Source organism: Desulfosarcina sp. (assembly GCF_041551955.1).
In the GTDB taxonomy this organism is placed as follows: Bacteria; Desulfobacterota; Desulfobacteria; order Desulfobacterales; family Desulfosarcinaceae; genus Desulfosarcina.
This window is the reverse complement of the sequence record NZ_JBFELV010000120.1, coordinates 1-12,392: the sequence shown is the minus strand read 5'-3', so window position 1 is coordinate 12,392 and position 12,392 is coordinate 1. Positions and strand designations below refer to the sequence as shown.

The following is a 12,392-nucleotide window of genomic DNA, read 5'->3' as shown; positions in this document are numbered from 1 at the left end:
GTTTCACGGGCGCATTCATCCTTGGCAAAGCGGATCGGTTCGCCTTTGCGCCGGGGAACGGAGACGGGCACGATCTCTTTGTCAAAGCGGCCGCCGTTGATCGAATCGAGTGCCCGGCGATAGGATTCGGCAGCATAGCGGTCCTGGTCTTCCCGGCTGACGTGGTAGCGCTCGGAGCACAGTTCGTTGGACATGCCCATGTGAAAATCATTGACGAGGTCCCACAGGCCGTCGTGGATCATGGAGTCCTGCAACTGGCCCGGCCCCATGCGGTAGCCGAAGCGCGCTTTTTCCAAGTAGTAGGGGGCCATGCTCATGTTCTCCATGCCGCCGGCAACCACCACCTCGGCATCTCCGGTCTGGATGGCCTGGGCGGCCAGCATCACGGTTTTCAGGGCGGAACCGCAGACCTTGTTTACCGTTATGGCCTCGGCTTCCCAGGGCAGGCCGGCCTTGACCGCGGCCTGCTTGGCCGGATTCTGACCGTAACCGCAGGGCAGCACCTGGCCCATGAGAACTTCGTTCACCTCGGATTTTTCGATGCCGGCGCGCTGGATGGCTTCCTGGATCACGATGGCTCCCAGGTCGGTGGCGCCGATGCCGGCCAGCGATCCGTTGAAACTGCCCAGGGGAGTTCGTACGGCGCTGACAATTACAGGTTCTTTCATGTTATTCTCCTGTTAATGATACGTTTTCGCGGGATGGCAGATCCCGAAATCATCAAACTGCGCATGTTGGAAGCAGTGTTAAGTTTTAAGTGGTTAAGTGTTAAGCAGCGGATTGAATCGAATTTTTTAAACAGATAGAATGCCTCATTCTTAACACTTAAAACTTTTCACTTAACACTTTTTTATCACATATTTCTCCGGTATTGCCCACCCACGTCGTAAAGCGCGCCGGTGATCTGCCCCAGGCTGCAGCACTTTACCGTTTCCATCAGCTCGGCAAAGATATTCCCGCCGGAAAGGGCCGCCTTCTGGAGCCGCACCAGGGCCCCAGGCGCCCGATCCGCGTTGCGCGATTGAAAATCGTTCAGGCGGCTTAATTGGGACTCCTTCTCCTCGGTGGTGGCGCGGGCCAAATCGATGCACGAGGCCCCTTCCAGCAGATCGGCACCGTCGGCATGAGGGTCCCTAAAGGTGTTCACGCCCACGATGGGGTATTCACCGGTGTGTTTGAGCATCTCGTAGTACATGGACTCGTCCTGGATCTTGCTGCGCTGGTAGCCGGTTTCCATGGCCCCCAGCACGCCGCCGCGGGCGGTGATCTTGTCGTACTCCATGAGCACGGCCTCTTCCACCAGGTCGGTGAGGTCGTCGACGACGAAGCTGCCCTGGTAGGGGTTCTCGTTTTTGGCCAGCCCCCACTCCCGGTTGATGATCAGCTGAATGGCCAGCGCGCGTCGCACCGATTCTTCCGTGGGCGTAGTGATGGCCTCGTCGAAGGCGTTGGTGTGCAGGCTCTGGCAGTTGTCGTAAATGGCGCAGAGGGCCTGCAGGGTGGTCCGGATATCATTGAGCTGAATATCCTGGCTGTGCAGGCTGCGCCCGGATGTCTGGATGTGGTATTTCAGCATCTGGCTGCGCACCGAAGCGCCGTACTTCTCCCGAAGGGCCACGGCCCAGATACGGCGGGCCACCCGGCCGATGACAGTGTACTCGGGGTCCATGCCATTGGAGAAGAAAAAAGAGAGGTTGGGTGCGAAGCTGTCCAGAGGCATGCCGCGCGAGAGATAGTACTCCAGGTAGGTGAACCCGTTGGCCAGGGTAAAGGCCAGCTGGCTGATGGGGTTGGCCCCGGCCTCGGCGATGTGGTAGCCGGAAATGGAGACCGAGTAGAAATTGCGCACGTTGTTGTCGATAAAATACTGCTGGATATCCCCCATCATCTTCAGGGCGAAATCGATGGAGAAGATGCAGGTGTTCTGGCCCTGGTCCTCCTTGAGGATGTCCGCCTGAACGGTGCCACGCACATTCTCGAGCACCATGGCCCTGATTTTTTCATATGCTTCCGCAGAGGGTGGCGTCCCTTTTTCTTGCGTGTATTTGTCCACCTGCTGATCGATGGCCGTGTTGAGGAACATGGCGAGCATGATCGGCGCCGGCCCGTTAATGGTCATGGAAACCGAGGTGTTGGGGGCGCACAGCTCGAAACCACCGTATAACACCTTCACGTCATCCAGGGTGCAGACACTCACCCCGGAGTTGCCCACCTTGCCGTAGATGTCCGGACGGCGGTCCGGATCGTAGCCATACAAGGTCACCGAATCAAAGGCCGTGGAGAGGCGTTTGGCCTCGCTGTTGGCCGACAGCAGCTTGAATCGCCGGTTGGTGCGCGCCGGGTCGCCTTCGCCGGCAAACATGCGCGTGGGGTCTTCACCCATCCGCTTCATGGGAAACACCCCGGCGGTGAAGGGAAAGTAGCCGGGTAGGTTTTCGCGCCGCAGCCAGCTGTAGATTTCACCGGGATCCGTGAAGCGCGGCAGAGAGATCTTTGGGATCTTTTGGTGGGAGAGCGATTCGCTGTGCAAGGGCGCACGGATCTCCCGACCTCGGACCGTATAGACCAGTTCGTCACCGGAGTAATCGGCGCGGGTCTTTTCCCATCCTTTGACCAATTTTTCCGTTTCATCGGCCAGGGCCGCGCGCGCCTTGTCGATTTCGCCTTTAAGCCGTTCCAGCAAGTCGGCCGTTTCTCCCTCGATACCTTCATCGGCCAGTGCTTTGGCCGTCTCCTCCAGGTGCCACACCCGACGCATGGCCTCGGCCTGGTTTTGGGTGTCGCGATGATAGGCTCGGACCGTTTCGGCAATCTCCGCCAAGTAGCGGGTACGCTCCGGTGGGATGATGATCGTCTTGGAGGTGGATTGTTTGGTGTCGGGCCGCGGCAGACCAGATTCGAAGGCCACGCCGGTCTTCTCCCGGATACCGTCCAGCAGGGCGTGGTAAAGGGCGGTGACGCCGTCATCGTTGAATTTGGAGGCAATGGTGCCGAACACCGGCATATCGTCGGGCAACCGGTCGAAGACATTGCGGTTGCGCTGCACCTGCTTGCGCACATCGCGAACCGCATCCTCACCACCGCGCTTTTCGAACTTGTTGACCACGACGATGTCGGCAAAATCGAGCATATCGATCTTCTCCAGCTGGGAGGCGGCACCGAAGTCGCTGGTCATGACGTACATGGAGAGGTCCACCAGATCGATGATGTGGGAATCACCCTGGCCGATGCCGGCGGTTTCGGCGATGACCAGATCGTATCCGGCCGCCTTGACCACATCGATCACCTCTTCCAGGGCATCGGGAATCTCCGTATGAGAACGCCGTGTGGCGATGGAACGCATATAGACCCGGGGGTTGTTGATGGCATTCATGCGGATGCGGTCGCCCAGCAGTGCGCCCCCGGTCTTTCTGCGCGACGGGTCGGCACTGATGATGGCGATGCGGATTTCTTTCAGGTCATGAAGCATACGCAGGATCAGCTCGTCGGTGAGAGAGGACTTGCCTGCGCCACCGGTGCCGGTGATGCCGATCACCGGCACTTTACGCTCGCCGATCCTGGCTTTGAGCTCCTGCCGAAACTTGGCCAGATGGCCGTTTTCCTTGGCTTTGGCCTGCTCCAAGGCCGTAATCAGGTTGGCCGTGAGCAGCTTGTTGTCCGCGTCCAGACAGGTCAGGTCTAAATTTACGCCATCGACACGGGAGTAGTCCATGAGCTGGACCATGTGGTTGATGATTCCCTGAAGCCCCATGCGGGTTCCGTCTTCCGGGGTGTAGATCTTGGCCACACCGTACGCTTCCAGCTCCTTGATCTCTTCGGGAACGATGACGCCGCCGCCGCCGCCGAACACCTTGATGTGGCCGGCGCCGCCGTCTTTAAGCAGATCCACCATGTATTTAAAAAACTCCAGGTGGCCGCCCTGGTAGCTTGAAATGGCAATGCCCTGAGCGTCTTCTTCGATGGCGGCGTCGACGATTTCCTTTACCGATCGGTTGTGGCCGAGATGAATCACTTCGACGCCGGTGCTCTGCAGAATGCGTCTGAAGATGTTGATGGAGGCATCGTGGCCGTCGAAAAGGGATGTCGCCGTGACGACCCGGACGTTGTTCGTGGGCCGGTATACCTGGATGCGATCGTTCATGCGTCCTCCTGTGGGGTGCGGCTATTTCAACTTGCCGATCAACGCGCTGGCGATGGTATTCTTCTGGATCTCCTTGGTGCCCTCGTAAATCTCGGTGATCTTGGCATCACGATAGAATCGCTCCACCTCGTACTCGGTCATGTAGCCGTATCCGCCAAGCAGCTGGATGGCCTCGTCGGCCACTTCCACGGCGGTGCGGGCGGCATACATTTTGGCCATGGAGGTGAGTTTGGGATCGATGCGGCCCTGGTCGAAGTTCCAGGCAGCCTTGTAAGTGATCAGGCGCGCCAGCTCGATCTTGGTGGCCATGTCGGCCAGCTTGTGCTGGGTGACCTGGAACTGGGCAATTTTCTTGCCGAACTGCTCACGCTGCTTGACGTAGGCCAGGGCCCGGTCAAAGGCGCCCTGGGCGGTGCCCAGCGCCTGGGCGGCCACCTGGATGCGGCTCTCGTCGAAAAAGTGCAGCACATGGTAAAAGCCCTTGTTCTCTTCACCGATGAGGTTGGTCAGGGGAACGCGCACGTCCTTTAATATCACTTCGGCGGTGGCCATCATGCGGATGCCCATTTTTTCACCTACGTCGGCGGTGGAGAGGCCGGGTCGATCCGCTTCCACCAGGATCAGGCTCTGACCACGGTAGCCGGGTTTGGCGTCGGGGTCGGTCTGGCACAGCACACTGTAAAATCCGGCCAGCCCGCCATTGGTGATGAAGGTCTTGCCGCCGTTGACCACCCATTCACCGCCGTCCTTGACAGCGGTCGTGTTCATGAAAGTGATGTCCGACCCGTGGTCCGGTTCGGTGAAGGCACCGGCGGAGAGCATTTCACCCTCAGCCACGGCCGGCAGGTACTTTTCCTTCTGTTCATCGGAGCCGTAGTGCATGATCAGTTCCGAGGCAAACGGCGCCAGGGCGATGGCGCTGCCGATGGTGGAATCGCCGCGGCACAGCTCTTCGATCACCAGGATGTCCTCTAACGAACCGAGTCCCTGGCCGGAATATTTTTCCGGAAAATGAACCCCCAGCAACCCCAGGTCGCAGGCTTTTTTCCAGATCTTGCGGGGAAATTCATGCTTTTTTTCCAGCTCGAAGGCCAACTCCTTGTCAAACTCACCTTTGACGAAATCCCTGACCGCCTTTTGAATGTCCTTCTGGGTTTTGTTGAGCTCAAATTCCATTCCATCCCTCCTGCATTATTTAATATTGGTAACCGTTTATACGAGGGTTCAAGGATTCGAGGGGTCGAGGGGTCAAGCGATTCGAAATCACCGCTTACCGCGACGCATCATCATCCCGTCCAAGATCGATATCACCCCTGACGCACTTTTTTTCGTTTTTCCCCTTGGACACTTGACCCCTCGGCCCCTTGAACCCTTCTCGTCAAACTGCATTCTCACGACACATGCCCACGATACTTCGGGTCTGAAAATCGATATACTCGTCGATGCCATAATGATTGGCCAGAAACCATCGCCGGAACGTCCACATGTGCCCCAGCACCGAGATATTATGAGCCACCAGGTCCAATCGTCTCGGGGAGATGCGGGGCAGGTCCCCAGATGCCATCAATCGGGCCAGCACACCGGTGAAGATACCGGTGATGCGGATTTCGTTTTCCAGCACCACCCGCTGCCACTTGCCTGGCAGCGATTGCGTTTCCTGATAGATCAGCAAAATGTGATCGTTCATGCGATGGCAGACCATGAAGTATTCGCGGATTACCTCGGCCAGGGGATTCTTGCCCTTCTTGGCCCGGTTCAGCGCTTCGGCCACCCCCTGCTCGATCTCCGCATGGATCGCATCGCACACCAGATAGAGGACATCCTCCTTGGTGGCGATGTATTCGTAGAGCGAACCAATGGAGATGCCCGCCGCCTGGGCGATCTGGCGGGTGGTCGTCTTGTGGAATCCGTTCTCGATAAACAGGTTCACCGCCGCATCCACGATCTGCCGCCGGCGTTGTGTCACCAATGCCTGGTTTTTGACCTGTGTCGGGATTCCGTTATTTTCGTGTTTTTTCTCAACCATATTCAACATTTTGAAAAAACTGTTTATTTCGTACTTTTAATTAAGAATCCGAGCGAACGCTCAGTCATATTTTTAGTTCAGACCGATCGGTGTTGTCAACACCAAATATATAATGGGCAAGATCTTTTTTCAGGTTGTTCTGTCGAAAAAATTTACCGGTCGTGCTTGACAAGATGTAACAGTTGATACATTTTTTGCGTAACAGTTGATATAGAGGTCGGCAAGATGTCCCAGCAAAGTAAAAATTGGCTGCTGTTGATTCACCAGATCCCCCCTAAGCCAAACGCGCTCAGGGTTAAAATCTGGCGGCGGTTGCAGCAGGTAGGGGCCGTTGCCATTAAACAGTCGGTCTATGTCATGCCCTGTTCAGAGCAATCTCATGAGGATTTAAGCTGGACGCTCAAAGAGATCGTCGCCGGCGGGGGGGATGGGTCGATCGGCGACGTGCGCTTTGTGGCGGGGCTGACCGATGAACAGGTCATCGCCCTGTTTCAGACGGCACGCCAGACGGATTATCAAAAGATCGTCCAGGATGCGAACACCCTGCTCACCGATTGGTCAACAGGAGAGATCGATCCCCAGGACCCGGCGGTCAAGGGAGCGGCTCAAGTATCGAAGCTGCAGCGTCGTTTTGATGAGGTGGCGGCCATCGATTTTTTCCAAGCCCCGGAGCGCGGGACTGCTGAAATATTAATCCAGGACCTGACGGCACGCCTATCCGGGCAGTCGTCCAATGAAAGCGCCGCCATGCACACGCTCGACGGCCTGCGCGGCAAAACCTGGGTGACGCGCAAAAACCTTTTTGTGGACCGTATCGCCTGCGGTTGGTTGGTCCGGCGGTTTGTTGACCCGTCAGCCGTTTTCAAATTCGTAGATGCAGATACACATGCCCCAGAGCCTGACCAGATCCGCTTCGATATGTTCGACGGCGAGTACACCCACGAGGGGGATCGATGCACATTTGAGGTGATGATCCAGCGCTTTGGGCTCCAGGATCGGGGGCTTACCCATCTGGCCGAAGTGATACACGACATCGACCTGAAGGACACCCGATACGATCGTGCTGAAACGGCCGGGCTCAACGCCCTGTTGACAGGCCTGGCCGCATCCCAGCCGGATGATGACCAGCGCATGACACTGGGGATGCATCTCGTTGAAAACCTGTATGCCTATTTCCAGAGGCAAAAGGGAAAGCAGGCATCCTGACGCGGAAATTCCGCACACGAACAATCGTTTTCAAGTAAAGGAGATGTCGCATGCCGTCTATTGAAAAACATGCCGAAATCAGCAAACAGCGGACCAACAACTGGCATCGAGAGGTTCATGAATGGATCGATGATCCGCAGCATAAGGATGAGCGCCACGATATCACAAAAATCCCGGAGACCTTCCAGATGTTCAAAGATAAATATGGTGAAGAAGCCGCTCGCGAGTATGTACAGCACCTTGCAGATGACGTGCACGGCAAATTCAACCACCTCATCGAGGACATCCAGGCCTTGATTGACAAGAACTTGACCTATTTTGGAGCCAAGAAATAGCGGGCGCTTTGGCTTAGACCAAGGAGTATTTCCATGAAATGGATAACCCGATCCCATGTCCATGTGGACCGCGTGGCCTGCCCCTGGCTGATCACCCGGTTCATCGATTCAGGTGCCGAGTTCCTGTTCGTTCCTAAAAGCAAGGTGATGGAAATCGCCGAACAGACCGGTGCGATTCCCTTCGACACGCCCGGTGCCCACCTACATCATCGCGGCGCGCAGTGCACCTTCGATGCCATCATCGAAGATTACGAACTGACTGACACGGCGCTGTTGCGCATGGCCAGAATCATCAACGCCGCCGACACTGATCGTCTGGATGCCGACCCGTTGGCTGCCGGTTTCGAAGCCATTGCCGTGGGCTACAGCCTGCGCTATCCGGACGACCGGCAAAACATGGCCGGGCAGTTCGAGGTCTACGACGCGCTGTATGCCTGGTGCCGGCTGGATGCTGCCAGAAACGAATCGTAAAGGAAGCGCAGCATGCCCATTCGTGAACGCATAACGGGCGGGGCTGCCGGCATCTCCGGTTTTCTCGCCCTGCAACGCAGCACCGTCGGTGTGCTGGCCATGGTGGTGTTGGTGGGCATGGGCGAACGCATGGCCGAACGCTTTCTGCCCATTTACATGCTGGCTCTGGGTGGTGGCGTCCTGGCCATCGGTTTGCTTCAGGCCATGGACAACCTGCTGTCGGCGCTCTACTCATTTCCCGGCGGCTACCTGTCCGACCGCCTGGGCACTAAGCGTTCGCTGCTGATCTTCAACCTGGTGGCCATGGCCGGGTTCGCTCTGGTGATCATGGTCCCGGCCTGGCAGGCGGTACTGGCCGGGGCGGTGCTCTTTATCTCATGGTCGGCAATATCGCTGCCGGCCACCATGAGTCTGATGTACAAGGTGCTGCCGACGAACAAACGCACCATGGGCGTAACCATGCATTCGCTGATGCGCCGCATCCCCATGGCGCTCGGCCCCCTGCTCGGCGGTCTGTTCATTGGCATATGGGGCGAGCGTGACGGTGTTCGGCTGGCCTTCGGCGTGGCCCTGATCATGTCCATCGTGGCGCTTTTCCTGCAGCAACGCATGATCGAAGACGATACGCCGGATGGTCTGTCTTCAGGCGATGCCTGCAACCTGACACCGGAGAAAAATCCGTTGAAACTGCTCCGGCTGATGAACCCGGCAATGAAAGGACTGCTGGTCACCGACATTCTCATCCGGTTTTGCGAGCAGATCCCTTATGCCTTCGTGGTGGTCTGGAGTATGAAGGTGATAACGGCACCGGTATCGGCCTTGCAATTCGGTCTGTTGACGACCATCGAAATGGCGACGGCGGTTCTGGTTTACATTCCGGTGGCCTACCTGGCCGACCGCAGCACCAAAAAGCCTTTCGTGCTGGTCACCTTCGTCTTTTTCACCCTGTTTCCGTTGGTGCTGCTTTTCAGTCGCTCTTTCGAATGGCTGCTCGTGGCGTTTGTCCTGAGGGGGCTCAAGGAGTTTGGTGAGCCCACGCGCAAGTCCCTGATCATGGATCTCTCACCGGAGGGCTGCAAGGCCGGGATGTTCGGGCTCTATTATCTGATCCGGGATGGTTTCGTCGCTTTCGCCGCATTGGGCGGAGCGTTTTTATGGCAAATCAGCCCGCAAACGAACCTGCTTACGGCATTCGTTTTCGGGATCATCGGCACCCTGGGGTTTGCGGTTTTCGGCCGCGATATCTGGGTGCCCATATATAGGAAGGAGGCCCACCATGACCCATCACAATGAAACCGATTCGCACAACACAGAAAAACGGAAGCGGGTTTTCGTTAAACACGCCGAGGTGCTTGCGGACGAAAAGCGCCAAACCTTGTCGGAAAAAGAAAAGGAATATGAGAAGACCTGCGAGGACAGGGGCGTGTGGCTGGAGCTGTTCTGCCCGGATGACGCGTGTTTTACGGAAGCGGAACGCGTCAGGATCCCTGTGTTCTGTGAGGACCCCAAGGCCAAGAAGAGCCTCTGGCTTGACCTCTTTTGCCCCGATGACAGCTGCGAGGTCGTTCAGTCAACGTCACTCCCATAACCTGAAACCGGTTGGCCGGAAAAATCGTCACTCCGGCCAACCGCAATTCCCACGACGTGATGGTTGACAGCAACATCTGAAAGGGTCAGCCGTCCGCGATCGGCCAATGCCAAGGAGCGTGCATGACAACACAATCGGTTCCAGAACCGTCCATAGCGGTATCTTTCAAAGAAGCATTAAAATTCTGGACCAAGCTGGGCTTTATCAGCTTCGGCGGGCCGGCCGGGCAGATCGCCATCATGCACCAGGAGGTTGTCGAGCGGCAAAAATGGATCGGTGAAAGCCAATTTCTGCGGGCGCTCAACTTCTGCATGCTGCTGCCCGGCCCCGAAGCCCAGCAGCTGGCCACCTATATCGGCTGGCGGCTGCACGGAACCCTGGGCGGCATCGTCGCCGGGGCGCTTTTCGTGATCCCTTCGATTTTCATCATGCTGCTGCTAAGCTACCTCGCCGTGGCCCACATCGATATTCCGGCGGTGGCTGCCGCGTTCTACGGCATCCAGCCGGTGGTGGTGGCCGTTGTGGTCGAGGCGGTGCTGCGCATCGGCAAGAAGGCGCTCAAGCATCGCCTGCTCTATCTCTTTGCCGCCATGGCCTTCATCGCCATTTTTTTCTTTAAGGTCCCCTTTCCCTTGATTGTGGCCGGAGCGGCGGCAGGCGGGCTGATCCTGCAGCGCGGGCTGCCGCAGGTCTTCTGCAAAGGCACCTTTAATGCCCAGACCCGCGAATGCGTGGTCGAGGCCGAAACCGTCAACGGCCAAAAAAACGTCGCACCCTCCTTCGTCCATGTCTTGCGGGTCTTTTGCATCTGCTTCGGGCTGTGGGCCCTGGTGGTGGGCAGTCTGTGGGGATTGCGCGGACTCGAAGACACCCTGACCCGGATCGCCTTTTTTTTCACCAAGGCCGCCTTTGTCACCTTCGGTGGTGCCTATGCCGTGCTGGCCTACATCACCGATTTCGCCGTGGGCAACAGCTGGCTCAGCACCGAACAGATGCTCATCGGGCTCGGCCTGGCCGAATCGACCCCCGGGCCGCTGATCATGGTGACCCAGTACGTGGGTTTCGTGGGTGCCTGGAACCTGCCCGGGGATCTCTCCCCGCTGACCGCCGGCGTTCTCGGCGCCCTGATCACCACCTATGTCACCTTTCTGCCATGCTTTTTTTTCATTTTTGCCGGCGCCCCCTTCATCGAGGCCATGGCCGGCAACCCACGCATCCAGGCCGCGCTTACCGGCGTCACCGCCGCCGTGGTGGGTGTGATCCTGAACCTGGCCGTCTGGTTCGGCTACAAGGTGATCCTGCCCGAGACCGGAATCGACGGGTTTGCCCTGGTCGCTGCCATTGTCTCGCTGGTACTGCTTCAGAAATTCCATTTCCCCATTCAGTACCTGGTGCCCATCGGGGCGGCGGCAGGTGTGGTCTGGAAAATAGTGGTTTAACCATCCAACGAATAGGAGGATTAACCATGACGTCGTCCATCGACATCCATACCTTGAATAAAATGCTCGGCGCCGGTGATGCGCCAGTCCTGCTCGATGTTCGCCGCAGGGCGGACTACGAGGCAACACCGCAGAAAATTACCGGTGCAACATGGTGCGACCCCGAAAATATCGACCGGTGGGTCAAGGATCTTCCATCGGGCCGGCCCATCGTTCTCTACTGCGTCAAGGGCGGATCGGTCAGCCAATCGGTGGTTGACCGGCTACGCCGGGAGGGCCTCGATGCATTGATGGTGGAAGGCGGGCTAAAGGCTTGGATTGAAAATGGCCAACCGGTCCAGGCCGTCCTGCCGAAGCCCTACACGATTCACCCCGCCGACGTCGACCGGCTGCGCCAGGCCGGCGTCTCGGAAGCAGATATCGACCACAGTGTCAAGGTGGCTGAAAAAGCCCTGGAGATCGCCGGCCGGATCCGCGCGGACCTGGATATGGAGCTGGTCGGACGCGGCGCCCTTTTCCACGACCTGGGCAAGGCCAGGACACATGAGATTGAACACGGAAAAGTGGGGGCTGAAATGGGATCGGCCTTGGGCTTGCCCGAGGCCGTCACCGCGGTGATGGAAAAACATATCCGCGGCGGGCTTACCGCTGAGGAAGCTGTCGAATTGGGGCTGCCGGTCAAAGATTACACCCTGGGGACCCTGGAAGAGCGCATCATCATCTACGCCGACCGCCTGGTGGATATCATCACGGACGGAATCGTGGCGATTAAATCGGAAAAAGAAGCCGAAGATCGTTTCGAGGAAATTCTGCAGAGCATTCCCAAGTACGGGAAGAACGATCGGACGCTGGAGAGGTACCTGGGCTACCATCGGGAAATCCAGGGCCGGATGAGTGACTGATCCAGCTTGAGTGGCCTGATCAAATTACCGGCGCCGCTTCAGTTCGCTGAGCAACCGGATGCTTCCTGGCCGTCAGGAACGCTTCATCGTTTGAAGGCCATGAGACGGTGAAACAACCCTTTGATGGTCGGCGTGAGACGTGCGCGATTGTAGGCGTCGCCGCATTGGCGAATCGCTTCGGCCATGGTCGGATAAGGGTGGATCACATTGGCCAGCTTGCCCAGCCCCATGCCGCTCTGCATTGCCACGGTGATCTCGCTGATCATATCACCGGCATGGCTGCC

General features: G+C 57.7%; 11 protein-coding genes and 1 pseudogene. 7 read left to right on the top strand and 5 right to left on the bottom strand.

Features of this window, described 5'->3' with window-relative positions:
* The 4 genes from ABYV26_RS11190 to ABYV26_RS11175 all read right to left on the bottom strand — a co-directional run.
* The coding region (locus tag ABYV26_RS11190) for a beta-ketoacyl synthase N-terminal-like domain-containing protein (RefSeq protein WP_372681007.1) at nt 1-668 on the bottom strand (668 nt) is incomplete at its 3' end.
* Between the two features lie 185 nt (nt 669-853).
* Nucleotides 854-4,141 (bottom strand): fused isobutyryl-CoA mutase/GTPase IcmF, encoded by a 3,288-nt coding sequence (gene icmF, locus ABYV26_RS11185; RefSeq protein WP_372681005.1) that lies wholly within the window; start codon nt 4,139-4,141, stop codon nt 854-856.
* A 21-nt stretch (nt 4,142-4,162) separates the two neighbouring features.
* Complete coding sequence (locus ABYV26_RS11180; RefSeq protein WP_372681003.1) at nt 4,163-5,317, bottom strand: acyl-CoA dehydrogenase family protein; 1,155 nt, start codon at nt 5,315-5,317, stop codon at nt 4,163-4,165.
* A 202-nt stretch (nt 5,318-5,519) separates the two neighbouring features.
* Nucleotides 5,520-6,107, bottom strand: coding sequence for a TetR/AcrR family transcriptional regulator (locus tag ABYV26_RS11175; protein ID WP_372681001.1), 588 nt, complete (start codon nt 6,105-6,107; stop codon nt 5,520-5,522).
* A gap of 285 nt (nt 6,108-6,392) precedes the next feature.
* On the opposite strand from ABYV26_RS11175, the gene ABYV26_RS11170 reads away from it, so the two are divergent.
* The 7 genes from ABYV26_RS11170 to ABYV26_RS11140 all read left to right on the top strand — a co-directional run bounded on the left by ABYV26_RS11170 (nt 6,393) and on the right by ABYV26_RS11140 (nt 12,108).
* On the top strand, nt 6,393-7,373 hold the full coding sequence (locus tag ABYV26_RS11170; RefSeq protein WP_372680999.1) for a chromate resistance protein ChrB domain-containing protein: 981 nt from the start codon (nt 6,393-6,395) through the stop codon (nt 7,371-7,373).
* A 50-nt stretch (nt 7,374-7,423) separates the two neighbouring features.
* A complete protein-coding gene (locus ABYV26_RS11165) occupies nt 7,424-7,708 on the top strand; it encodes a hypothetical protein (RefSeq protein ID WP_372680997.1) in 285 nt (94 codons plus the stop codon).
* 33 nt (nt 7,709-7,741) lie between these two features.
* The gene (locus ABYV26_RS11160; protein ID WP_372680995.1) at nt 7,742-8,179 is read left to right on the top strand and encodes a chromate resistance protein ChrB domain-containing protein; all 438 of its coding nucleotides are present in this window, start codon (nt 7,742-7,744) and stop codon (nt 8,177-8,179) included.
* A gap of 12 nt (nt 8,180-8,191) precedes the next feature.
* Nucleotides 8,192-9,472: an MFS transporter gene (locus tag ABYV26_RS11155; RefSeq protein WP_372680993.1), complete on the top strand. Its 1,281-nt coding sequence runs from the start codon at nt 8,192-8,194 to the stop codon at nt 9,470-9,472.
* Complete coding sequence (locus ABYV26_RS11150) at nt 9,456-9,767, top strand: hypothetical protein (RefSeq protein WP_372680991.1); 312 nt, start codon at nt 9,456-9,458, stop codon at nt 9,765-9,767. The genes ABYV26_RS11155 and ABYV26_RS11150 overlap by 17 nt, the downstream gene beginning before the upstream one ends.
* Nucleotides 9,768-9,889: 122 nt before the next feature.
* Nucleotides 9,890-11,206 carry a chromate efflux transporter gene (gene chrA, locus ABYV26_RS11145; RefSeq protein ID WP_372680989.1) on the top strand — a complete coding sequence of 439 codons (1,317 nt, stop codon included), beginning with the start codon at nt 9,890-9,892 and terminating at the stop codon, nt 11,204-11,206.
* A gap of 26 nt (nt 11,207-11,232) precedes the next feature.
* Nucleotides 11,233-12,108 (top strand): HDIG domain-containing metalloprotein, encoded by an 876-nt coding sequence (locus tag ABYV26_RS11140; RefSeq protein ID WP_372680987.1) that lies wholly within the window; start codon nt 11,233-11,235, stop codon nt 12,106-12,108.
* An 83-nt stretch (nt 12,109-12,191) separates the two neighbouring features.
* Here the strand turns inward: ABYV26_RS11140 and ABYV26_RS11135 are convergent.
* Nucleotides 12,192-12,392 (bottom strand): annotated as a pseudogene (locus ABYV26_RS11135) (FAD-containing oxidoreductase); the annotation flags it as partial.

What these genes read in the sequence shown, in the direction of transcription:
- icmF (WP_372681005.1), bottom strand. Translation starts at nt 4,141, where the DNA reads ATGAACGATCGCATCCAGGTATACCGGCCCACGAACAACGTCCGGGTC.
- ABYV26_RS11140 (WP_372680987.1), top strand. Translation starts at nt 11,233, where the DNA reads ATGACGTCGTCCATCGACATCCATACCTTGAATAAAATGCTCGGCGCC.
- ABYV26_RS11180 (WP_372681003.1), bottom strand. Translation starts at nt 5,317, where the DNA reads ATGGAATTTGAGCTCAACAAAACCCAGAAGGACATTCAAAAGGCGGTC.
- ABYV26_RS11160 (WP_372680995.1), top strand. Translation starts at nt 7,742, where the DNA reads ATGAAATGGATAACCCGATCCCATGTCCATGTGGACCGCGTGGCCTGC.
- chrA (WP_372680989.1), top strand. Translation starts at nt 9,890, where the DNA reads ATGACAACACAATCGGTTCCAGAACCGTCCATAGCGGTATCTTTCAAA.
- ABYV26_RS11150 (WP_372680991.1), top strand. Translation starts at nt 9,456, where the DNA reads ATGACCCATCACAATGAAACCGATTCGCACAACACAGAAAAACGGAAG.
- ABYV26_RS11165 (WP_372680997.1), top strand. Translation starts at nt 7,424, where the DNA reads ATGCCGTCTATTGAAAAACATGCCGAAATCAGCAAACAGCGGACCAAC.
- ABYV26_RS11170 (WP_372680999.1), top strand. Translation starts at nt 6,393, where the DNA reads ATGTCCCAGCAAAGTAAAAATTGGCTGCTGTTGATTCACCAGATCCCC.
- ABYV26_RS11155 (WP_372680993.1), top strand. Translation starts at nt 8,192, where the DNA reads ATGCCCATTCGTGAACGCATAACGGGCGGGGCTGCCGGCATCTCCGGT.